The following is a 24,246-nucleotide window of genomic DNA, read 5'->3' as shown; positions in this document are numbered from 1 at the left end:
TCTATTTTTATAGGGCATTTAGAACATAGAGGGGATATCCCCCCTCTATGCTCCCAATACTATACTTCTTTGATAAAAGTGTTGCTCTTAAGCTTCTTCGAATTTAACAGAAGCTGTATCGGTCTCACCTTTAGCGTTAGTCACTTTGACTTCGCCTTTAGTTGGTTTAGAATCGTCTTGAATGTAGTATTGAACTTTCCAACCGTTACCTTCTTCGATCATCTCATAAGTAGATTTGTCTACTTTTTTGCCTTCGATGTAGAGAGCGAAGTCTTTAACATCGGAACGAGAGAAGTCTTTGTTCAGTTCAACAACTACTTGGAGCAGACCAAGGGAGTCTACTGCTGTACCTTTGAAGCTGGATGGAAGAGCATCCCACTTATCATTACCTGGATCCGGCTTAGCTGGCTCTTGCTTCAAGAATGCTTCTGCTTCATCTGCCAGTTTTTCTTTACGAACTGTCTTCTCGTCGGAAACGATCACAACGAAGTCGTATTTAGTACCGGAGATGTCAGCGCTGTCGATCATTACAACGTAGTCGCCATCGCTAACGCCATCTGCTTTGCCGTATTTATCGAACAGATCGAAGTAAGCTGTAGCAGATTTGATGCTAGCTTTCTTCTTGTTGTCGTCAGCATCTTTGTAAGTGATGGTGTCTTTGTTTACATCAGTAACCAAACCAACGACCATTTTGTCGATGTTTGCTTCTTTCATGCCTTTTTCGTCAGTTACTTCTGCCAGCATCTTTTCTTTAGGCTTGATGTTAACTACTTCAACTACATCGTTAACAACAACTTCTTCGTTGGAATCCAATGTGAATGCGATGAAGTCGTGACGATTAATACCTCTGTCTTTCAGATCGTCATTATCGCCATTCAATTTGTATTCTTTCTCAACAACCTTATCGCCATCTTTAACCCATACTTTGATGGTGTCTTTACCGCCAGCGCGACCAAATTCGTTCACTTGACCGTAGATAGAGTCGCCATCCAAACCATCACCATCAATAACGAAGATTGCTTCTACTTCGTCTTTATCGTTAATAGTGTAGATTACAGACAGGTCGTTTTCATCAGCAACGGTTTTGAACTTCGCAGTTTTAGCGTTTTTCAGTTCTTTAGTACCTTTTGTTTTGCTCTCTTCCAAATCACCAGTCATGTTGAAGACAGCTGTTTTGTCAGTAACTTCGTAGTCGCCAACCATATTGTCGTCTTCATCAGCGAGGTCATCCCAAGCTTTGCCGGATTCCGCTTCAACTTTTACAGGTTTCAGCATTTCAACTTTGGATGGGTCGCCATTTGAATCAAGAGTTACCTCTACGAGCAAAGTGTCTTTGCCTTTGCTAGGTACCAAGATGTCTTTCAGATCATCTTCGTTCATGTTGTCTCTGCCGTAGTTTTTGCCCTCGAAGTCATAAATGTCTTTAGCTTTGAGGCTAACATTTCTTTCTTTACCTTTTTGCATCAACACTCTGAAGTTGTAAGTATCTTTGCTTGGGTCGTAAATAACTCCACGAGTGATGATTGCTTTTTGTTTGCGATCGTCGATAGCATCCTTAGTTTCGATGTGACGAACACGACCAGAAGCATCCAGGTACAGTTTTACTGTTTCGTCGTCCAAGCTGTCAACCAGATCCCAGTGATCTTTGTCGATGTCTTGAACATCTTTGTTACCGTCATCGGAGAAAGTAACACCTTCGTAAATGCGGTATGGTTTGCCTTCAATAACCAAGCGGACGTCGTTGCTGTTACGGGTATTAACTTTTTCTACTTTACCTTCTACTGGGGTATTAGTAGCGAATACCAGCAGTTTGTCTTCGTCGCCATCAGCGTAGTATACGCTGTAAACCATGCCTTCTGCCAGATCGCTGAATTTAGATGGTTTACCGTTGATGAATACCAAGAAGTCTTTACCTTCTTCTTTGCCTTCCAGATCGCTAAACTTGTCGTTATCACGGTTCGTGATTTTCTTATTGTCAGCATCGATTTTAGCGATAACTTCGGAACCGTATTTAACGCCTTCGTCTTCTTTGTTAATGGATTGGTCGTCAATAACGTGGATGTAAGCAATCTCGTTATTGTTGTCCAGAACAACTTTTGCACCAAAAGTGTAGCTACCTTTAGAGTTGTCCTTGATGATATCTTTCAAACCATCAACTGCATCGTTGAATCGAGTAAAGTTGTAAGTTACTTGGGTGTTTTTGTTGAAGCGGTAGCTTTTTTCGCTAGCGTCCAACTCCAATTTCAGATCAGACAGATCAGAATTTTTCAGATCATCTAGATCTTTATCGTCAATAGTTTTGCCTTTCAAAGTGAACTCGCCTACGCGGTCCATGATAACTTCTTCGTCTGTGGAACCTTCCATCCAAACGATTACTTTTTCACGGTTGTCTTTGATCCACACTTGTACGTGTTGACCAGCGAAATCGTTAGCGTTGATACCGTCAGCTACTTTGTAAGTAGTGTTGCCGAGACCAGCGTCTTTACCGTTCAAAGTAACTTCGTTAGCTTTGATTTTGCCCAGACCGATAGCTGGTACGTTAGTTACCAATGGCAGATCATTGCTGTCGTTGCCAGCATCTTGAGACCATTCCATGTCACGAACAGTAACTTTCAGGTATTTAGTCAAGAGAGTTTCTTTCGTGGTTTGGTGACGGACGTCAGTACCGTATTCCAGTTGCTCCATCAGGTCTACGCGAAGAGCGTTGTCGAGCATTTTGAAGATTTCGCCACGAGTTGCTGCAACGTCAGGAGTAGTGATGTTTCTAGCAATGTTCAGCTCGGAAGCTTTGGCGATCATGCTGTTAGGCCATACACCCTTAACGGATGGCTCATAACCCAGTGCACGAACGATCATAGTTACAGCTTGAGCATAAGTAACTTGGTCTTGTGGTTTGAAAGTTTTGTTCGGGAAACCTTTAATGATTTCTTGGCCGGAAGCTACGTTTACGAAACCAGCAAACCAATCAGTAGATCTTACATCTGAGAAAGTAGTGTTGAATTGTGCCAATTTCGCACCTTGCTCAAGTGCGCGAGCACGAACAACCAGAGTAGCGAACTCTGCACGAGTGATAGTTTTGTCTACACCGTATTCGCCGTTGCCATAACCTGATACCAGGCCAAGAGCTTCCAAGCGTTTTACGGTTTTTTCCATATCAGCGTCCATTTTAGGAGCTGTAGTTGTAGTTGCTGCTTCTTCTGCTGCGAAAGCCATTGGAGCAACAGTAAGTGCGAGTGCACTAGCTAATACACTGTTAACGACCTTTTTCATAACCTTGTGTTCTCCTCCTCTAGTATAAACAAATTGTTCTTGGGGAATATTTGTTGTTAATCTATCTTTCTTTTTAAAGCCCGAATCCTGCAAGCGCGTGTCACCTCCTTTCGCAGGAAAGCCTCGCTTTTTGTGTTAAAAATCTCTAGTATATTCAGTATTGTGTAAAATGCAACAATCACTAGTGTAACACAACTGCTAGAATTCGTGAATCTTTTTTACACAATTCCCCGTTTTTCGTGTGACATCCTATTAAACGCCTGAGCGAATCAAAAGTTGCGGCGCCTTCGAAAAAAATTTAAAGTTTTTTTCGTGGTTCGTTATTCACCTGTCCATTATGTACGAAGTGACATCCGCCACTATCCGTATTATAGGGGACATATGGCGGACTGTCACGACTGAACCTTTTTCCAATTTGGTTCAAAACCTCATAAATCTTGCTTGAATTAGGTTAATTTCCTAATGCATTTTCAAAGTTTACGACAGCCAAGTTGTAAGACAGGACAGCTTTTTGGTACGCATTCTCACGAGTAGAAAGTGCTTCTTCCGATTGAATGACTTCCAATGTCGTCGCGAGTCCATTTTCATAACGCAAATTTTTCAAACGATAGCTCTCAGCAGCAGAGTCCTTTGCTGCTTTTTGGAAGTCAATCGCCTCGCGAGCTGTATTTAGATTGAGGTAAGCCTGCGTAATGTCTTTCGAAACGGTACGTTTTGCTTCTTCAATGGCAAGCTTCGATTTCTCAACGTTGTTGCGAGCTTTTTGACCAGCAAGTGTGGAAGCCGCAGTATACTCGGTGATCAGCTTCACATTCAATTCTGCCAGCTTGAGTTCTTCCTCTTCTTTTGTAATCTCCAAACGTTTAGAGAGGGCCTCCTTCTCGGCATCTTTCAGGGTGATCGAGATTGGAGCCATTTTCTTATTGGCAGAAACGATTTTCCATTCTTTTTGCAGATCAACGCCAAGGAAATCATTCAGATTCATCATGGCAATTTCCAGGCTATTTTCCGCGTTCGTCAAATCAGCCTTTGCACCAGCTACGCCCATTTCTGCTTCAAGGACGTCTGTCTTCGCGTTCGTTCCTACACCAAATGCAGCCTTGGCTACTTTCAGTTGTGCTTCAGCACGGGCCAAGCTTTGTTTTTTCAGGTTCACGTCATCTTGAGCAAAAATCAGTTTGTAATAGACATCTTGTGCGCCCATCTTGATTTTTCCTTCTGTAGACTTAACAGCGAGGGCATTCAGCTTCCTGGTCATTTCACTTGTGGCGCTGCTCACATACTTTCCCTGTGCATCGCTCAAGGATTCCAGCATGTCTGCTGTTATTTGTGCCGTGCTTCTATAGGTCATTGAGTTGCTAATATCTGCATTTTTCGCATCCAAACGAGCATTTTGCAATGTGACGTTGGTTTTCAAAGCTTGTTCAATCGCTTTATCCAACGTCAACTCATCTGCTGCGGCAGTATCAGGCGTTGTCGTATTATCTTTGGCTGTCTCAGCCGCTACTTTATCGGTAGATGCTTGTACAGTGGTAGGTGCCTTTGCTTGATCGGAGCCTGTATTCGCAGATGCTGTCAAGGTTCCTGCGCCAAGTGCTGTTGTTAATAATGCCGCCAAACTGATAGACATCCATTTCTTTTTCGAATATGGAAAATTCACTGAACTCCACTCCTTTATTTTATATTGAGCATAAAATTATTAACCACATTAAATATGTGGTTTGTCCCAAGATCACTATATCACAGAGTTATCCTTCTCACACGCAAAATTATGCCATACCAGCATTTTCATAAGGGAATCATAAGTAGCTCCTCCCTTTCCTTTTTTATTCCACATGCACCACATAGAGTACTACGATTATGTGTCAAAAACATTTCAGTATTCGCCAACATTTCTTTGGCATGCTATCCTTTTCTTGAGGTGATAGTACGATGCTTACCCAATACAAAACCATCGCTGGCTACGGTGAGGACTATATCGTCATTGAGCGCTCCCGTTTTATCGGATATGCCCAGCGGGTTACCACTGAGGAAGAAGCGACTGCATTTATCGCGATGATCAAAAAGAAGCACTGGGACGCTACCCATAACTGTTCCGCTTTTGTCATCGGTGAAAACGACCAGATTCAGCGCTCGAGTGATGATGGGGAGCCTAGCGGTACGGCAGGCAAGCCGATCCTGGAATGCATCAAGAAAAACGGCGTGAAGGATACGGTCGTGGTCGTCACTCGCTATTTCGGCGGAATCAAGCTGGGGGCTGGCGGACTCGTTCGGGCTTATACAGCTGGAACGGTCACTGCATTGAAGGCTGCAAAGATCGTGGTGCACACGTTGCATCAGACGATCTCTGTCAGCGTGGACTATACGTGGTGGGGCAAGGTTGAGAACGAACTGCGTCTAGGCGAACATCGCGTGAGTGGTACGGATTTTACAGATAAGGTCACGGCACATGTGCTAATCCCTGAGGGTGAACAGAATGAGTTTGTCGCGCGGATGGTTGATTTGACGAATGGACAAGCTCAGATCACGCTGGGGGAGAAGGAATATGTGGAGGTTCCTGTAGACGCGGTTGGAGATGTGGAAGAAGAGTAATTTTTCAATGAAAAAAGCTGAAGAGGCGATGACCTCTTCAGCTTTTCTTCTATTATATATGACGAAATATCTCGGCTTACTGCTTAGGCAGCTTTTTGAGTTGGACCATGATGCGAATCGTGATCATCGCCATTTCAGCACGAGTGAGGTCTCCTCTTGGTACAAATCTAAACGTTGGCTTCTTAGCCGATGGATCGTTTGCCTCACCGTTCATAATTTTGGCTTTGGATACAGCCAATACAGCTGGTGTTGCATAGTGCCCGGTCAGTTGGCCATCTGTATACATCTTGCCAAGCGCGATTGCCGCTGCTTCCGGAGTGCTAAGCTTTAAGTTCATTGCACGAGCGACGATAATCGCAGCTTCTTCACGCGTAAGCGAATCATCTGGATAGAAAGCACGCGGATCTTTTCCGCGGATAATACCAGCACGCGCCGCTGTTTCAATGTACTTGTACTGGTAATTCCAATCATCATCACTAGGTCGTACATCAGTAAAGGTAGGCTCTGCTGGGTGGTTTTGTCTACTGTCTGTGTACGGACCATCGTTGATTGGCAGGTCGAGTGCTTTCACAATCATGGTCGCAAACTCACCACGAGTGATTTTCAACTCTGTACCGAATCCACTACCTGGTGCATCGGCCATAATTCCTTTTGCGTAAAGCGTCTCAATAGCGTCACGCGCAAATGGATGCGTGATGACATCGGAGAACGTTTCACGTGTTTTCATGACCATGTAATAACCGAATCCTTCGAATGGTACTGTTACAGTCTTTTTGGACGTGTTAACTACCCCACCCAGGTTGATCCACTCATCCCCGTTGTTGTAGAAGACTGTCAAAATATTGTTGGCTGCATTTACGATGGAGCCATCGTACTTGATCGTAACGGTACCTACTTTGCTTGGAACCAGATTGTTCTTCCAACGCTTAATGAATGGCTCCATTTCAGCATTGTTGACAGTACCTTCAAAGTATGGATCACGCCCACCTGGTGCGCGTTCTTCATCGCCATCTCCTGCTCCAGGCACAGAGTTACCTGCATCCACAAAGTAGAGCGGACTTGCGTAGTTGAAATCAGAGGAAAGGCTCAACAAATCTTCCATGTCCTCTCTGAGCTCATCGTCATCCAGATTGACTCGACCATTTGTACGATCTGCCATTCCGAAATAAAGCGGAACGTCTGTAAAAATATCTGTCGCTGGTGCATTAATCCCTGAGCCAGTACGATTATCAGATGGTGCCAGCAGTATAGTTCCTTTCGGGAACTTCAGCTCAAACGATTTGTCAAACAGGCTAAAGGCTAATTTTTTACCAAGTACTTCTCTGCTTTCCGCACCACCGACTGCGGAGTTTGTGTTGTAAATCTTCACTTCGTCTTTGTAACTGTTTGCACCAAATTGAACCGTGTACTTAATCGTGTTCAAACCTGGCTTCAACGCTACATTGGTTTCGAACACGTAATATGATTCTGGTACAAGCTTGCCTGTATCTTCATCATATTCAAAATCAGGATCTTTTGTATTGTACGCTACTGCTTCTGTTTTACCGATTAAGACCTTCGTTGCTTTTTCGGCAAAAATTCGCAATGGAACAGAGTTGGAGTTCACGGTAATGTATTGGGCATTAGCCAGTTTCTTCGGAGAAACTACTGTCCATGCTTGCGTTTCTTGGTTGATCGACACGGTTTGACGAGTAACGATCGATCCTTGTGTCACTTCAATTTCGTAGTTCGTGGAGGTACCTTTGGAGAGCGTCAATGGGAATAGCTTTAATCTGCTTTCCAGATCATCAGCCGACAATCCCATATCTCCATCCAGTTCTCCAATCAGCTCTTCACCATAATCTCTCGAGCCCATTTCTGCATTGAACTTGAATGTATTCGATGTATCTCTACCTCTAGAGAACGTACTATCATCAAAAATGGTACCCAAGTCAGAAGTGTTTCCTTTAATTGCTGCATCACGAGCTTTGCGATAATCGGAGTCGTTGTCCAGGAAGTCCCAGTCCCCCGAATCATCTGTCATCTTGTACTTCGCAATGACGTTACCATCTTTTCTGATCGTCACAACCGCATCTTGTTGTACATTCTCAACATCAAATGTAAATTGACGCAGGAAGTACGCGGAGGTTTGGAACGCTTTATCTGTAGACTTTTTCTCCAGCTCTACATCGTTATCTTTGCCTTGAACTACTTTCATTTTTACATTTTGAATCTTTGGCGTTTTTTCTGTGTTGTAGAAAATGTTGTAGGTGAACTTTACATTTGGTTCATCTTTCAGTTCAAAAACCAACGTGTTGTTACCCTGGTTCAGATTCCATGCAGAACCACTCGTAAACTGGCTTTTATCGATAGTAAACTGTACTGCACCACCGCTTGTAGGCCCAACACTATAGGGTAACGCTGTCTTACTATTGTTCAGGGTAACGACCATATTGCCGCTATTCAGTTTGTAGTTATACATCTTCCCTCTAAAAACGTTGCCATCGATCGCAAAATTCGATGGTCTTGGGTCAGGAATTTCCAAGGTGCTGTCGATTACCTTTTCCACGTTGGAAGTGGTGTAGTAGAACAATAGTGATGGTACAACTTCAGGGCTGAGCTTGAAGGAGATATCCTTGTCATCACTCGTATCTGTTGGCGTTCCCTTCGTATAAACGACTTTTACATTCGTCTCATTCGCAGGGAATTTCACGAATTCGATGTTTATTTCGTTATTACCAGCTGTTATGAAATAATCTGTGCTTGCAGCTCTTTTTGTATTGTTGTAGTAGACTTCAAAATCACCAATAGTTGGCGTAGTGGTTGGCATGTTAAACGCTTCTACTTTTACCTTTACCGGGAGAGCACTCACTACGTTTTTACTACCGTCTGTTCTGATCTCTGGTTGTGCAGTTGTAGTGGATATATCAAATACCTTGCCGAAACGAGGATCTGATGAGCTTTTATAAATGAATTGGTAAGCGTGGTTCCCAACAACCGCTTCCGAGATCAGATCTGGGATGGAAGGGTCGGTACTTTTGATCACTGTTGAATACTTCAATTTCATTTCGTAGGTCTTGCCTGTATTAAGTCCGGCTGCGGGTATTTTCCCTGTCACTTTATACAGCTTGTATTCGGACGAGAGCGGTACATTTGTAACTTCAGTAGCCACTACATTTGTAGCCGTTACATCTACTGGTTGATTGGTCGCTAAATCATCCAAGGTAAGTGACATGCCTTGTTGCTTGTCTGAATCAACTTTTTTCGTTACTACATCACTTACATTCCCCACTCTATTAGTTGCCGTTATAGAAAGAACGTCCCCGAACTTCTGGCGGGGAATTGGTACCGAATAGGTGCCTCCCGTCGTTGCATTAGCAGACCCCAGTTCAGTAGCTCCCTTTTTTACAATGACCAAAGAGCCTGCCTCTGCTGTCCCCGTCACTTTCGTATCTGTATTCATAATCGGATTAACAGTAGGAACAGTTGGTTTAGTTTTATCTGACGACGTTACTTTCACTGTCGTAGCTGGACCTTGGTTTCCTTTCTTGTCTCTTGCATAAACAGTCAAAACATCTCCAGCAGAAAAACCTCCGGTATCCACTGTGAAGGCAGTACCGCTTGCCACCGCGCTTCTCACTACACTACCGTTCTTGGCAACAAAGACTTCTGCTCCATCTTCTGTTGTCCCTGTTACAGTTGCTGCCTTATCATCAAGAGCATTTACGACAGGAGCATCTGGTGGTGTCGTATCATTTCCGTTAGCGTCACCTGAGTCTGTAACCTTTACAATTGTTGCCGCGCTTTCATTACCAGTCTCATCTGTTGCGGTTACTGTAATTTCTGCATCAATCGGCTGGGAACCTATTGTAACCGAGAACTTCGAGTTTGCATCCGTTTTAACCGTAGCCAATTGAGTAGTTCCGTTTTTAACCGTAATAGTGGAACCAGGCTCTGCTGTTCCTGTGACACTCGTTGTTTTCTCACTGATCGGATTCACAATCGGTTTATCCGGTGCAGAACGATCTTTTTCCACTTTGACATAAGTTACTTTACTGACGTTTCCAGCGGCATCTGTTGCCGTGACTTGTAGCTCTACATCTTCTGATTGCTTAGCAAACGCTACTTTAAAAGCTCCGGCCGCATCCGCAGTAGCGGTTACTTCAGTGGTTCCTTTGCTCACTTTCACTGTGCTTTGAGCTTCTGCAAAACCAGTGATATCCGTCGTGGTATTGTACACACGATCCACCTTTGGAGCATCAGGAGGTGTCGTGTCTTGCAAAGCACCATTCAGAACACTCACTCCGTTTTGCAACTTAACGAGCAGTTCCCCACTAATTGGAAAATCGGTACCCGCCGCCCCTGCTTGAATCAATTCATTTTTCGCTGGCGGGACTTTGATGATTGGTGTTTCTGTGCCTGCATTTATCGTTACATTATAAAATTGATCCGCGCCTCCCTGAGAATTGCTTTTAGGGAGTACCAACACACTGCGGTTAATCAACCCAACTTCTCTATTTTTGCTAAATGCACGAATATCCAGCTTGTTCAAGCCAATCTGAGCATCTACTTCGATAGAGAATGAACCAGAATTGCTAGTCGAGTCACTAAAGTTTTGACCTGTGGTCTGGTTCGTAACAACCACATTGTCTGCATTCATTGCCTTACCAGAAAGGGCCAAGGTTAGTTGACGCTTCGATGAGGTTGTAACTTCTACAATCGTCGGATCTGTTTCAAACATGACAGAATTCAACTTCAAGTTGGAGAACAAAGGTGTATTGTTGTACTGTACATAAATGACTGGCAAATACGTCGTAGAATCTCCGCTCTTGATTTCGAACTTAATCTGGTTTACCCCTGGAGTGAGTTCAATATCTCTAAAGGTAAAAGTTCTCATTACAGAATCAATGTACGGTTTGATACTGCTCGTATCATTCGGTTCGGTACCGTTCAATGTAGCTACCCGGTAGCGTAAATCTTCCCCGGCAATCCCATTGTAGGTCCCTTGGATGGTAATTTTTGGTGTATAGGAGATGTGCGGACTCGTCGCTGTTGTCTTGTCACTGATGCCAGTAAAGGAAATTCCGCCTCCTGCAGCTTGAGCAACTCCCGCCCCCATCGGCAGAAGCGTCGTTACTAATAATAAAAAGGACAGGACTGCCGAAATCCATGATGTTTTTCTGTCTTTGCCTCTAGACACTCATTTCACCTCTTCTTAAAAATATGTAAAACACTTTATCCGTCTTTTCTTTTATCGGAAAGCCATCACGAAAAGTTAAGTATTATCTGTCGATAGCTGGAAAAGTAGCAAGAAAAAGCCCCGCATCAATTGATGCAGGGCTTGCAGCTAATTCGTCCGACGCTGTTGCTCGGTCTGTTTAATTTTGATCCGTCGATACGCATTGATCAATGGACGGTGACGGCGACTTACAAGTCCAACAATCTCCGTTCCGAGATGGATGACAATCAGTAGCGCGACCATAACGATAATCGTAGTCCACTTCGTCGTCTTCGTCAGCAGAATCGCCATCGTCCCAAAGAAAATGCTGATCGAGTAAATCGTGAGTACAGTCGAGCGGTGCGACAGACCCATGTTCAGCAAACAGTGATGCAAATGCCCTTTGTCTGGGCTCGAAATCGGCTTTTTGTTCACGATCCTGCGCACGATGGCGAAGAACGTATCCCAGAGCGGTACACCCAGCACGACGATTGGAATGATAAAGGAAACGAACAACGCTTCTTTAAAGCCCATGATGGATAGTGCAGCCAGGTTGAAGCCCAAGAAAAGCGAACCGGTGTCGCCCATGAACAGACGAGCCGGATGAAAGTTAAAGTAGAGAAAGCCCAGGATCGCTCCAAGGAGCACGAAACAGTAGGCCGATACCTTGTAATCATCCATCAACAAGGCCATGACACCCATTGTCCCTGCAGCAATTGCTGACACACCTGCCGACAAGCCATCGAGACCGTCAATCAGGTTCACTGCGTTGGTTACACCGACAATCCAAAACATCGTGATCGGAATCGCGAGCCAGACAAGCCAGCCACTGCTAAAATCAATGCTTCCGCTATAGGGCAGATTCACGACGCCGATCTTCAAGCCAAATGGAATGACGACAATCACTGTTGCGACTAACTGTCCGAGCAGCTTCCATTTTGGCGAGAGCTGGTATTTGTCATCGAGCATGCCGACCACCATAACGATCGTGCTTCCGATAAAAATCCCTAGCATTTCCGATATGCTTGTATACGGGACAAATAGGAAGAACGCCACCAGATAACCGATATAAATAGCCAAGCCACCCATACGTGGCATAATTCGCGTGTGTACCTTGCGCTGATTCGGGGCATCTACTGCTCCTACTTTTACAGCCAGGCTTTTTACATACGGTGTTACAATAAACGCTATGATCAGCGAAGTCAAAAATCCGAGGATTAGTGTAGACATCGACTGTTCTCCTCTCTACGAATGCATCTAGGAACGGCTACTCCATTTTTCTTTCAGTACGGTTAGAACAAACCGAGGAATAGCCAGTTGACGCTTCCAGCGAGAAGGCTCGGAAGCAAGTCGATAAAACCATTCCAAATGCAATTTTTGCCAAATCTCGGGAGCGCGCTTTACTTTCCCGGAAATGACGTCAAAGCTTCCGCCTACCCCCATCATCAGGGAGGCATTTAACTGATCACGATACTTCGCCATCCATTCATCTTGTCTGGGCGCACCCAGTGCGACGAACAGGAGCTGCGGTTTCGCTTCTGCAATTTCTTGTACAATTTGCGTTTCTTCCTCTGGTCGAAAATAACCATCCCGACATCCGACGATTCGGGCGTTCGGATAACGAGTACTTAGTTTGTCTTTTGCCAAATGAATAACATCCGGCTTGGCGCCGAGTAAATACACGCCCCACTCATGTTGATCGGCTTTCGCCATGAGCGCCTCCAGAAGCTCCACACCGGTAACGCGCTCATATATCGGCTGATTCGTCCATTTGGCTGCGTACACGATTCCAATTCCATCTGGAACGACATAGGCTTGTTCTACAATAGAACGGAAAGCGCGATTTTCTCTCGCTACCATGACGATTTCGGGGTTGGCAGTCACCACGTGGGTCTTTTGACCGCTTTGTATGCGCTCTGTTATATGATCGACAGTCTCACGAAAACCGCGAGTCGTAAATGGCACATCTAATATGGTTGCGACCTGTCTGGTCATTTCTTCACCTTCAAGTGCTTGTTATTAAATCATCAGCATTCATAACTTACTTCGTGATCAAAAGATGACTTTTTAAATTACCTATTCAATGCATGGAGTTGCCCATTAGCCATTCTACCCGAAAAGAAAGGCACATTCAAGATGATCATGAATGTGCCTTATTTCCTGCTGTCAGGGCAAACATCAATCCACCCTCTGCTACTACTTTCCCATTTACCAATGCTTTTCCATGCCCTTTGCCGACGGTACCACGCACACGAGTAAGCTCAACCTCAAGTACCAGTGTATCTCCCGGCTTCACCTGATCTTTGAAACGGAATTCATCAATACCTGCAAACAGTCCGATTTTTCCTTGATGTTCCTCCATGCTGAGCATCGCTACGGCTCCAACCTGCGCCAATGCTTCCACAATAAGGACACCAGGCATGACTGGATAACCAGGAAAATGGCCTTGGAAAAACGGTTCATTGATCGTGACATTTTTAATTCCAACCGCTTTTTTTCCCAGCTCCAGCTCTTCAATTCTGTCTACCAACAAAAACGGGTAACGGTGCGGGATGATTTCCTGAATTTGCATAATGTCCAAAGGTGCTTTTATTTCCACTATGTATCGCTCCATTTCCATACTTATCTAGACTTGTCTATGCATGAATACCCTTTGACCAACGAAACAATATACATAACTCCCGCCCCAGTTGAACGGACAAGCGGGGTTAAGATAAAAGGGGCACTTCCTCTCTAAACAAGCGGGAAGTGCTCTTTTTCAACGTGCAGGAACCCTTACATGCGGTTCAATAGTCGAGCCTTTGCCAGATAAATCGCGCTCGCAATAAATGAGAACGCTATAACCGACCAAAGTATCGCTTCACTGTACTCATAGCGATACATAACGAGCGGAATGACAAGATACAAAAGAACGGTTGTCAGCTTGCCGTAGGCATTTGCCGGGACAGTTTTTTTGCCACGGAAATGATAAACAGCTCCTGTTACTATCATTGCCAGATCGCGCACAAAGAAAAACAGGGCGGCCCATACACTGATTCGATCCGTCAAAAATAATGAGGCGATGACCGCCAGCATCATTAATTTATCTGCCAGAGGATCTAACATCATTCCGATGGTGGTCACAAGCTTATGCTTCCGCGCGATGTACCCGTCTGCAATATCGGTCACTCCCGCCAAAATCAAAATGCCTAAAGCAATTTCAACATGATACGGGAACTCCGAAAAAAAGACATACAGGTACAAAGGGATGAGCACGATGCGAAAGATCGTAAGCAAATTAGGAAGATTCACGGACATCCCTCCGTATTCAATTCGTCACTTCCTTTTTCAACCACTCGATCTATTATACTCTGTGGACAAACACAACAACAAGTCCTCGAAAAAATAGAAGCCCCAACCAGAGGTTCGGGCTTGTCCAGCTTCGTTTCTACGTATCTTCAAACATTAAATCCCACATATGTTTGTAGGTTCCCAGATCGAATACGTCAGACATTGGCTTCTTGCCAACCCCTCCGTATCCGATCATCAGACCAATGACCAGCGAGAAAAACAGCAGGAGTGGGACCAGCACCATTTTGGCAACTCTCAGCCGCCAATTTTTGCCGCTCCGTTCCCGCTCTTTTCCTTTTGACTTAACCTCTTCGGTCTGACGCGGGAAACGTTTGTTCTTCCCTTGTTCCATGCTCCTCTCCTCCGTCATGCTGAAATGATATGGGGTTATCTGCTTCTCAGTTGGTTAGCAATGCCCATCATTTGATCACTGATGCCGACTGCACGTGAGTTCAATTGATACGCACGCTGAATGTTCACCAGTTGGGACATTTCCTCTGTCATGCTAACGTTGGATGATTCGAGAGCACCTTGGAGCAAGGTTACACCATTATCATATGCACTGGTGTATTTACTTTGCGGTCCTGCCCGGAAAGCCAATTCGGCATCAAACAGATTCTCACCGACTTGCTTTAGTTGATCAGGGTTCTCTACATTCCATACACCAATTTTTACAGGTGCTGGCATTCCATCCGCAGAAAAAGCACCATCAGGAGAAATCGAGATGTTTTTTACTGGCTCCGGGAATACGATATTCGTACCACTATCATCTGTCAATATATGACCTGAACTGGTGTGCAATACGTATCCATTCTCATCCTGATCAAAACTGAGCTTAAAGGAGCCATTACGCGTAAAGCGACTTTCTTCATCCACGGTGACGTTATTCGCATCTTTGATTTTACGAGTGACCAAAAAATAGCCATCTCCTTCAATCGCGACATCTGTTGGCACATCTGTCTGCTTGAGACTGCCTTGACCGAGATCCAGCTTGGTCATGGCAAGATGCGCTCCGCTACCGATTCTTATCCCCACTGGTGAATTACGATTTTTGTTATCCGCTGCCGGCTGCTCATTCATTGAGTCTGTGAGAAGCTCGGAAAACGATGCTACCCTGCGCTTGTACCCAATCGTATCAATGTTCGACAGGTTGTTGGCTGTATTGTCCAACGCTTGCTGAATACCGCGCATAGCTGATGTAGAAATATTAAGCGACTGCATCTTTCCTACCTCCTATTATCCATTAACCCGACCAATTTCATTAGCAGCCTTTTCCAGCGTACCGTCAATCGTGGTAATCACCCGTTGGTTCGCTTCATAGGCGCGAAGCACACTCATCATACTCGTCATGGTTTGAGATGGGTCTACATTCGATCGTTCACGCCAGCCCTGCTGTGTACCGAAGCGTCCTTCGACCATAGGGGTATTGTACGTACCTGCTGCTAGAGCAGCCTGATCGTTGGCTTCTGCCAAATCAATCCCCTCTACCGCTATGTCGCCTTCAAATCGGAAAACATTCGTTCCTTCACGTACAAGCTTCTGAGGATCGGTTACCACCGCAAGTCCCAATCTAGCATGAGTAGGAAGCGCCGTATACTGTTCTTCTTTTGTAATTGGATCAATGGTAACCTGCATCATTTCGCCACGCTCGTTAATCTTCAGGTTTTGACCGACATTGGTACCGAGTGCGGGATCATGATTAATACGAATCGCCTGATTGGAACTATCCAGCACATAGTACCCTTCCGCTGTCACCAAGTAACCTTCCGAATTGACGCTCCAGTTACCATTTCTCGTATAGCGGATATCCTCTTGCTGTGCAGGCTGTGCCAAATTTGCTTGTTCAATCCGCGCCACACTGTAAAACAATCTCCGCTCATTGCCATTCTGATCTGGCTGAATATTGTCCATCAACGCAAGATCATACGGATTGCGTGTCTCTTCAATATCCCCCTGCGCAAAATTCGGTAGCGCCTCGGACATGTATACTCCGGTGTGCAAGCGTCCGATAATGGCAGGCTGTCCAGGCATAGTAGGGATGCCCGGAACATCCAGTCCCTCATGATCATTCATGCGTGAGAGCAACTGCTCCGGAAATGCACGCATGACACCCACGTCCTGTTTGAACCCGGGTGTATTGATATTTGCTAAATTGTTCGCCAGCGATTCTTGCCTGTTCTGCAAAGCCAGCATGCCAGATGCAGACGTATACAAGCCTCTGATCACTTAAATCTTACCCCCTGAATAATCGCTTATTCGAGTGAGCCGGCATCTTGTCCAAATAGTCCAGCATCATTCCTGTTCCTTTTGCAACGCACATCATAGGCTCGTCCGCTACCAGCACAGGAACCTTCAGCTCCTCTGCCAGAATCTCGTCAATACCGTGCAATAATGCGCCGCCACCGGTCAGGAAAACACCCTTATCAATTATATCGGCAGAAAGCTCCGGAGGTGTTCGTTCTAAAACAGATTTTGAGGCTTGTACAATCGCACTCACCGACTCAGCCAGGGCTTCCTGGACTTCAGTGGAGCGAATGGTAATCGTTTGCGGCAAGCCGCTTACCATGTCTCGACCACGAATATCCATTTCGTCCTGGCGTCCGCCGGATACGGTTCCAATCTGAACCTTGATATCTTCAGCCGTGCGCTCACCAATCAGCAATTTGTATTTATTTTTTATGTACCGCATAATAGCCACATCGAATGTATCGCCCGCTATTTTAATGGAGGAAGACGTGACAATATCGCCCATCGACAATACCGCTACATCGGTCGTTCCCCCACCGATATCCACTACCATATTACCGGACGGCTGAAAAATGTCCATACCTGCCCCAACTGCGGCAACTTTCGGTTCTTCTTCGATAAATACTTCTCTTGCTCCACCGCTGCGCTCAGCTGCTTCGCGAATTGCCTTTTGCTCAACAGACGTAATGTTAGTCGGGCAGCAAATCAAAATACGCGGACGGGCAAACATGCTCTTTCCACCAATTTTGTTTAAGAAGTGCTTCAGCATTGCCTCTGTGATTTCAAAATCCGCGATAACCCCTTCTCGCAAAGGTCGGATCGCTACGATATTCCCTGGGGTGCGGCCTACCATGCGATAGGCTTCATTTCCCACGGCCAAAACTTTTCTGGTTTTACTATCTATTGCCACGACAGATGGTTCGTCTAGGACAATTCCCTTGCCTTTTACAAAAACCAAGACATTGGCCGTGCCCAAGTCGATTCCGATATCTTTGCCAAACATGAAAGGTCCTCCCTGATTACCAGTTACATTTCTACCTAATATCATAGGCTCTTCTACGTGAGAGGACAAGGAAATTCTTTCTTACACACTCTCCTCCTGTTCTACTCGTACTTTTTTACTACGCCGTTTGTACTTGATTTTGGTCGCTTCGCCTCCCCGAAGATGTCTGATGGCTTTGTGGTATTCCAAAATTTCCTTAACTTGGTTCGCCAACTCTGGATTTATCTCAGGTAGCCGCTCAGTCAAGTCCTTGTGCACAGTACTTTTCGAAACACCGAACTCTTTAGCGATCATCCGAACCGTATTTCTTGTCTCTACAATATATCGGCCGATTTTGATGGTCCGCTCTTTGATGTAGTCGTGCACATTACTCGCCTCCTTGTATCTACATTGTCTGATACAATATATGGGTGCGTAGGGACACATATTCTACGTTTCCAAGCCTGACAAGCCAGCACGGCCGCATCTTTTTTCAACAGTTTGTACTACACGCAAAAAAACACCCGCAATTGTTGTATTTTGCAGGTGTTTTTCTACATTCATTGGTTATTGATTTTTTACTTCCGTTTCAGCCTGAATCAAATATTGCTCTGGATTGACAGGCTTGTTATCCATGCGAACTTCAAAGTGAAGATGTGCGCCAGCGTCTTTTTCAAAGGTGTTGCGTCCAGCAGACCCGATTACTTGACCTTGTGTGACTTCATCGCCTGGTTTGACTGTTACGCCCTCCAGACTTTGATATACCGTAATCATTTTGTCTGCGTGCTCAATCTCAATCTCGTTGCCGACAAGTGGATCGTTCACCACTTTTACTACTTTACCCGCAAGAGCTGCGATGACATCAAAGCTCTTTCCATCCGTGGATACGAGGTCAATACCAGTGTGCGGATAGAAGGTGTTGTCGAAGCTCACCAATGCTTTTTGCTGATTATCCTTGGAGGCTTTCTCATCGTAGTAGTTCATGCCCACATTGTACTGTACGCCTTTTCCTACTGGCCAAGCGAGTGGTTGTACGCCACTTGTAGCAGGTACCGCTTCTTCGTTTTGCGGTGTTGTTGTCTTAGGAGCTGCAGGAGTTGTCACTGCCACTCCATCTGGGCCACTCGTCATTTTGGATACCGTGTTCATGACATTGCCCTGATACCACATCACAAAAGCGAGAATGATTGCTGCGGTGCCGATGTAGATTGCAGGAAACGCCCATTTCTTGCCCAAAACTTTTTTCCAAGAACTTGCCTTCTTGAATGGAATTGGTTGATTTTTTTGATCTTCCATTTTATTCATCACCTCATCCCTCAGTATCGCCAGAATTTTAGCGTATAAACCTGAGAGAGTAGGGAAAAGTAAAAATTTGCTTTTCTTTTACGCTGGGATCACTCTTGAATACACTTGCAGACTAATTCCTTGATAGAAGTGCTTGACGATTTGCTCCGCGCTTTTGCCACTTTTGGCCATACCATTTGCTCCCCACTGGCTCATCCCGACACCATGACCGTATCCTTTGGTCGTAATGAAAACCTGATTGCCGCGCAAGTCCAACGTAAAGGAAGAAGAATTCAAATTGAGCTTTTCACGAAACTCTCTTCCTGTAAATTCCTTGCCACCAATACTGATGGTTCCTACGCGATTTCCGGTTGTATGCGACTCGATCCGATACCAGGAACCATTGGTAGAGGCCTCCTGCGTGAGCTTGACGCCCAAATTTTTTTCCAGCTCCGCAGTGGACATGACGACCGTTTCCTCATAGCGAGGAGATTGAATATCCCATGGACTCGCAACGCTCTTCAAATAAGGAATGGGCTTTTCCCAATATTCATCCGAGTTCTCTGTAAAACCATTACTGGTGGAAAAAAACGTCGCGTCAATGGGCTGGTTCTGGTAGGTCAGGATAACCCCTGCTGTCGCCATCACTGCTTGCTGGATGCGTTTGTTTTTCCATTCGTACTGGTCTTTCCAACGCTCACGCCGCTGCTTTTCATCCATATAGACCTGATGCTGCACCGTATCCAAGACCTGACCGCCTGATGGCACATCCTCAAACTTGCCCTCTTTTAATCGACGCACGATATAGGTCCTGGCCGCCAATGCCTGCGCTTTTAAAGCCTCCAGCTCGAACTCGGCTGGCATTTCCGCCGCTACGACTCCCGTAATATACGTTTCTAGCGGCAATGTTTCCACGGCCTTTTTTTCTGTACGGTATACCTTTACCGGCAGAGAGGAAACGGATTCCTTCATCGCTGGTATGGCAGGCTCCGAGACGGCCACAGTAGGCTGACTGACAGGGCTAATTGCAGGTGAAAACCAAAAGACCAGAGCAGCAGGCATCAGGACGAGCAAGATCGGCAAAGCGATAAACCACATGAGTAGGTAGCGTTTCATGCAAGAGATCCTCCCCGTTACGTACTAGACACGAACAGTCTTACCTAACCTACTAAAGTCTATGTTCGGCAACAGAGCAGTAGAACGAGAGAATGAGAGAGTCGAGAGAACGAAAAAAGATCCCCTGCATACGCAGAGAATCTTTCGTTTTGCCATATGGTTGACGCATTTATCAAGCAAAATTAGGAGAGAAGCTTACTTTGATGGTTTCGGAAACTGCTTTTTCACGAGCCTTTTCTTCTGGAACCACGCGTTCTACATCTGCTCCCAAAGCCAGCAGCTTTTCCGTGAAGTTCACGTAGCCACGGTCAATATGGTGCAGAGCAGAAACCTCAGTCTCTCCCTCCGATACGAGCCCAGCCAGTACAAGTGCTGCACCCGCACGCAAGTCAGTTGCGGCTACCTTGCTGCCTGTCAGCTTGGAACCACCTTCGACGATGGCACTGCGGCCTTCGATCTTGATGTTCGCATTCATGCGTCGGAACTCTTCCACGTGCATGAAGCGGTTCTCAAATACTGTTTCTGTCACAATGCTCGTTCCTTCTGAAACCAGCAATAGCGCCATCATTTGCGACTGCATATCTGTCGGGAAGCCCGGGTATGGCAGTGTTTTGAGGTCAACTGCTTTCAGTGGGCCTGTGCGGCGTACACGAATGCCGTTTTCTTGCTCCTCAATGTCCACGCCCATTTCACGAAGCTTGGCGGTCACGGATTTGAGATGATCGCAAATCGCACCTTCCACAAAGACATCCCCACCGGTAATCGCTGCAGCAACCATGAAAGTTCCTGCTTCAATGCGGTCAGGAATGACACAATGTGTGCAACCCTTCATCTTTTCCACGCCTTCGATGCGGATCGAACCTGTACCCGCACCGCGGATTTTTGCTCCCATTCTGTTCAGGAAGTTCGCCAAATCAACGATCTCCGGCTCTTCTGCCGCATTTTCGATTAATGTGGTTCCCTCTGCCAAAGCAGCGGCCATCATAATATTTTCTGTTGCACCGACGCTAGCAATATCCAGGTAGATTTTTGCACCCTTCAATCGTCCTTCTACCGTCGCTTCAATAAACCCTTGTCCGATTTCGATTTTGGCTCCCATAGCCTCAAACCCTTTTAGGTGCTGGTCGATCGGGCGCGTACCAATGGCACATCCACCCGGAAGAGCGACACGAGCTTGTCCTTTTCTGGCTAAAAGCGGCCCCATCACGAGGAAAGAAGCGCGCATTTTGCGGACCAGTTCATAGGACGCTTCTACACTCGTAAGCTTGGAAGCATCGATCGTCAGCACTTCATGATCATATGTAAGGGAGATTCCCATCGATTTCAAGAGGTCGCATATCGTCCGGACATCGTCAAGGCCTGGTACGTCTGAGATGACGCAAGTCCCTTCTTCTGCCAAGATAGATGCTGCAATAATAGGGAGTACGGCATTTTTGGCGCCAGATACTTTTACATTTCCAGCCAATGCCTTACCACCACGGACAATAATTTTATCCAATGTGTACCCCTCCGCGTGCTAATATTCCACAGTGATGATTGGTGTACCTACCGTAATCCATGTTCCAGAATGGCTGTCACGATGCGTAGCCACCTGTAGATTCATCTTTTGACCGTTTAACGCGATGAATGATTCCCACATAGGGGTATACCCTGAAATGCTGACAACCGTCTCATCTTGCAAACGTTCTAATTCTGCCGCCTGGAGAGCACCAAAAATCGACAATATTTTACCCTCCTGTTGGTCAACACCCATCTTAACATTGTACAATCCGCGAATACAAGTGCTAATTTGCGGAATAAAGTCGGCGCTTTGTAGGGCATTCGTGAAGGTTTCCTGTACTTGTCCAATATATAGTAGGGAATCACGGTTTCCAGATAACTGAAGTACTAGATATACAGAAAATGCTCCATTTTTAGGGACTCCTGTCACCTCGTAGCTCAGATCCACGCCGTTTTGTGTGTATGTAGTCCTATATGCGAATATGTTGTGTTTACGCAATTGTTCGCTTGGGGAAAACGGAATCTCAAGGTGTTGTGCCCATTTCGTCGCCAACTCTTTTACTTGTTCAGGACGCAGGCCTTCTCCCATTGCCGTACGCATACGTACCTGAACCGATACACCCGTTGCGCCCGTTTCTTCTAGTACTTTCATCATTTCTGTCACAACCGGCTTTGCTTCCTTTGCTTGTGCAGGCATCCAATACACGGCCCCCATCACGAGCAATAGAGCCAGCACGAACCAACCAGACCATTTCCCCATTGTTATCCTCTCCCTATGCTTACATGTATCTCTTTGTACTTCTCATTTTGTACATGTAGCTGGGTGGATATACCAGCGAATCGTCGTCTTTCTCGTATTTAGTTGAACAAATTCCCGAATGTCAGGGACCAGCCCAAGTAATCAAGGAAAAAGCGGGACAGTTCATATCCAATTACAATGGAAAGAAACATTTGCAACAGCTTCGCCTGAACACCATTTGGTTTTTTTAAAACCTTATCAAAGCGAAAGGATTGCAACGCCCACCAAGCGAGCCCAATAAACGCAATCGATAAAATAATACTCAACAAGCCATATACTTCTTGTGGCATGTTCGTTACCTCCTCATTACCCTTACGAGAATCAAAGAAAAAGGGACGGCCCGATCACGAGCCATCCCTTCTATTGTACCTGAAGTACTATTCAGTTACGAGTATCACTGAGAGCTGGGAGAGAGCATGTTCCCAAAATCAAAGGACGGATTGAAATGAATCTGGATATAGTCAGTGACCAGACCCGGGAAAGCACCGAAGAATACGGTAGCGATTGCCATGATGAGAATAAACGTCCAAATGCCTTTTGGCACGACCATTGGTGCTTCGGTTGTCCCAGAACGCATGTACATCTGACGAATAATCCCAAAGTAGTAGTAGTAGGAAATGACGCTGGTGATGATCATAATTGCCGCCAGCCAGTAGTTTTCTACCACTAATGTTCCCATGAACAGATAGAACTTCCCGAAGAAGCCAACCGTAATCGGGATACCTGCCAAGGACAAGAGGAAGATGCTCATCGCAATAGCCATCACTGGTGAGCGATGATACAATCCGGCGAATCCTTTCAAATCCTCTGTCTCTTGCTCTCGAGATACAACCATAATCACAGCGAAAGCACCAAAGCTGACCAGCAAGTAACCGAACAGATAGAAGATCACTTCGCCGAAAAAGAGAGAGGTCGGCGGTACAAACGGCACGAGCAAATAGCCCGCTTGCGCAATACCTGAGTAAGCCATCATACGCTTGACGTTTGTCTGCCTGAGCGCCATCGTGTTCCCGATAATCATCGAGGCAGCTGCCATCAGCCCCAGATAGAGGCTTCCCTCTTCGAAAAAGAACCGTCCTGATCCCGTTCCATCGGAAACGTTGAAAAACGAGATCATCATCACGCGAAAGATCAGCGCGAAACCTGCTGCTTTTGACACAACTGCCAGAAAAGCAGTGACCGGGGTAGGAGCACCCTGATAGACATCTGGCGCCCACATGTGGTTAGGCGCTGCAGATATTTTGAATGCAAGACCTACTGCGAGAAACGCAAACGCCGTATAGACGAGGAACTGATAGCCCGCCATTCCCGCTTCTGCCAACCGAAATGAGATTTCATAAATGTGTGTGGTTCCCGTGAGTCCGTACACATACGACATCCCAAATAGGAGTACAGCCGTGGCAATGCTTCCTGATACGACGTATTTGAACGCCGACTCGTTGGAAAGCTGCGATTTTTTTCGCAATCCGACCAGTACATAGGACGAGAGAGACAATAGCTCCAGTCCCACGAACAAGGTAATCAAGTCAGCCGACGATGCCATGACCATAGCCCCGAGAAGCCCGGTCAGTAGCAAATAGTAATACTCGCCCCTGTGTTGGACTTCCCCTGATTTCAGGTAGGACAGCGAGATGAGAATAGCAAAAGCTGTCCCTGCCAGGAAAATCAGCTTGAACGCATTGCCGTAATCATCGATCCGGATCATGTCGATCATGTAGCTGTATGGCTTATCGAGAGCATTCATATTGATGATCACAAAGATCGCCGCTATGACCGTTCCCAAAAAGGATAGCCAACCGATGACCTGCTTGCCCAAGCGCTTACCCGCAAAAAGATCCAGCAGTGATAAAAAGGTAGCAAAGCCAAGAATGATAAACTCGGGCAGAAGGTAGCTCCAGTCATATGAGAAAATATCTTTAACCTCCATGG

Annotated in this window: 19 protein-coding genes; 1 reads left to right on the top strand and 18 read right to left on the bottom strand. The window is 45.8% G+C overall.

Annotated features, from left to right (window positions below; genetic code table 11):
• Window positions 1-87: 87 nt before the first annotated feature.
• Together E8L90_RS26010 and E8L90_RS26005 are read right to left on the bottom strand one after the other, a co-directional pair.
• Window positions 88-3,270 (bottom strand): S-layer homology domain-containing protein, encoded by a 3,183-nt coding sequence (locus tag E8L90_RS26010; RefSeq protein WP_137033613.1) that lies wholly within the window; start codon window positions 3,268-3,270, stop codon window positions 88-90.
• A 451-nt stretch (window positions 3,271-3,721) separates the two neighbouring features.
• A complete protein-coding gene (locus E8L90_RS26005) occupies window positions 3,722-4,930 on the bottom strand; it encodes a TolC family protein (protein WP_137032022.1) in 1,209 nt (402 codons plus the stop codon).
• A gap of 272 nt (window positions 4,931-5,202) precedes the next feature.
• Here E8L90_RS26005 and E8L90_RS26000 point away from each other — a divergent pair, with 272 nt between their 5' ends.
• Window positions 5,203-5,862, top strand: coding sequence for a YigZ family protein (locus E8L90_RS26000; protein ID WP_137032020.1), 660 nt, complete (start codon window positions 5,203-5,205; stop codon window positions 5,860-5,862).
• Between the two features lie 76 nt (window positions 5,863-5,938).
• Here the strand turns inward: E8L90_RS26000 and E8L90_RS25995 are convergent, their stop codons facing one another.
• From E8L90_RS25995 to nuoN, 16 genes are all read right to left on the bottom strand, one after another.
• Entirely contained in the window at window positions 5,939-11,041 is a 5,103-nt protein-coding gene (locus E8L90_RS25995) for an Ig-like domain-containing protein (protein WP_137032018.1), read from the bottom strand.
• A gap of 147 nt (window positions 11,042-11,188) precedes the next feature.
• Complete coding sequence (locus tag E8L90_RS25990; RefSeq protein WP_137032016.1) at window positions 11,189-12,289, bottom strand: glycosyltransferase family 4 protein; 1,101 nt, start codon at window positions 12,287-12,289, stop codon at window positions 11,189-11,191.
• 27 nt (window positions 12,290-12,316) lie between these two features.
• Complete coding sequence (locus tag E8L90_RS25985; protein WP_137032014.1) at window positions 12,317-13,054, bottom strand: WecB/TagA/CpsF family glycosyltransferase; 738 nt, start codon at window positions 13,052-13,054, stop codon at window positions 12,317-12,319.
• 145 nt (window positions 13,055-13,199) lie between these two features.
• Entirely contained in the window at window positions 13,200-13,658 is a 459-nt protein-coding gene (gene fabZ / locus E8L90_RS25980; RefSeq protein ID WP_137033611.1) for a 3-hydroxyacyl-ACP dehydratase FabZ, read from the bottom strand.
• Between the two features lie 176 nt (window positions 13,659-13,834).
• Window positions 13,835-14,356 (bottom strand): CDP-alcohol phosphatidyltransferase family protein, encoded by a 522-nt coding sequence (locus E8L90_RS25975; protein WP_137032012.1) that lies wholly within the window; start codon window positions 14,354-14,356, stop codon window positions 13,835-13,837.
• A gap of 130 nt (window positions 14,357-14,486) precedes the next feature.
• A complete protein-coding gene (locus tag E8L90_RS25970; RefSeq protein WP_137032010.1) occupies window positions 14,487-14,741 on the bottom strand; it encodes a DNA-directed RNA polymerase subunit beta in 255 nt (84 codons plus the stop codon).
• Between the two features lie 35 nt (window positions 14,742-14,776).
• Window positions 14,777-15,610 carry a flagellar hook-basal body protein gene (locus E8L90_RS25965; protein WP_137032008.1) on the bottom strand — a complete coding sequence of 278 codons (834 nt, stop codon included), beginning with the start codon at window positions 15,608-15,610 and terminating at the stop codon, window positions 14,777-14,779.
• Window positions 15,611-15,625: 15 nt separating this feature from the next.
• Window positions 15,626-16,615: a flagellar hook-basal body protein gene (locus E8L90_RS25960; protein WP_137032006.1), complete on the bottom strand. Its 990-nt coding sequence runs from the start codon at window positions 16,613-16,615 to the stop codon at window positions 15,626-15,628.
• Between the two features lie 7 nt (window positions 16,616-16,622).
• Window positions 16,623-17,639 carry a rod shape-determining protein gene (gene mreB, locus E8L90_RS25955; RefSeq protein WP_069850976.1) on the bottom strand — a complete coding sequence of 339 codons (1,017 nt, stop codon included), beginning with the start codon at window positions 17,637-17,639 and terminating at the stop codon, window positions 16,623-16,625.
• An 81-nt stretch (window positions 17,640-17,720) separates the two neighbouring features.
• Window positions 17,721-18,005, bottom strand: coding sequence for a sporulation transcriptional regulator SpoIIID (spoIIID, locus tag E8L90_RS25950; RefSeq protein WP_003388385.1), 285 nt, complete (start codon window positions 18,003-18,005; stop codon window positions 17,721-17,723).
• 180 nt (window positions 18,006-18,185) lie between these two features.
• A complete protein-coding gene (locus E8L90_RS25945; protein WP_137032004.1) occupies window positions 18,186-18,914 on the bottom strand; it encodes a M23 family metallopeptidase in 729 nt (242 codons plus the stop codon).
• Between the two features lie 87 nt (window positions 18,915-19,001).
• Window positions 19,002-20,018, bottom strand: a complete 1,017-nt coding sequence (gene spoIID / locus E8L90_RS25940; protein WP_137032002.1) for a stage II sporulation protein D — start codon at window positions 20,016-20,018, stop codon at window positions 19,002-19,004.
• A 172-nt stretch (window positions 20,019-20,190) separates the two neighbouring features.
• Entirely contained in the window at window positions 20,191-21,516 is a 1,326-nt protein-coding gene (murA, locus tag E8L90_RS25935) for a UDP-N-acetylglucosamine 1-carboxyvinyltransferase (protein ID WP_016740202.1), read from the bottom strand.
• A gap of 18 nt (window positions 21,517-21,534) precedes the next feature.
• A complete protein-coding gene (locus E8L90_RS25930) occupies window positions 21,535-22,278 on the bottom strand; it encodes a YwmB family TATA-box binding protein (protein WP_137032000.1) in 744 nt (247 codons plus the stop codon).
• 98 nt (window positions 22,279-22,376) lie between these two features.
• The gene (locus E8L90_RS25925) at window positions 22,377-22,607 is read right to left on the bottom strand and encodes a DUF1146 family protein (protein ID WP_137031998.1); all 231 of its coding nucleotides are present in this window, start codon (window positions 22,605-22,607) and stop codon (window positions 22,377-22,379) included.
• Between the two features lie 104 nt (window positions 22,608-22,711).
• On the bottom strand, window positions 22,712-24,244 hold the full coding sequence (nuoN, locus tag E8L90_RS25920) for an NADH-quinone oxidoreductase subunit NuoN (RefSeq protein ID WP_137031996.1): 1,533 nt from the start codon (window positions 24,242-24,244) through the stop codon (window positions 22,712-22,714).
• Window positions 24,245-24,246: the final 2 nt, after the last annotated feature.

It is taken from the genome of Brevibacillus antibioticus (assembly GCF_005217615.1).
Classification (GTDB): domain Bacteria; phylum Bacillota; class Bacilli; order Brevibacillales; family Brevibacillaceae; genus Brevibacillus; species Brevibacillus antibioticus.
Note: the sequence above shows the minus strand (reverse complement) of the source record. Positions and strands in the feature narration are given on the sequence as shown.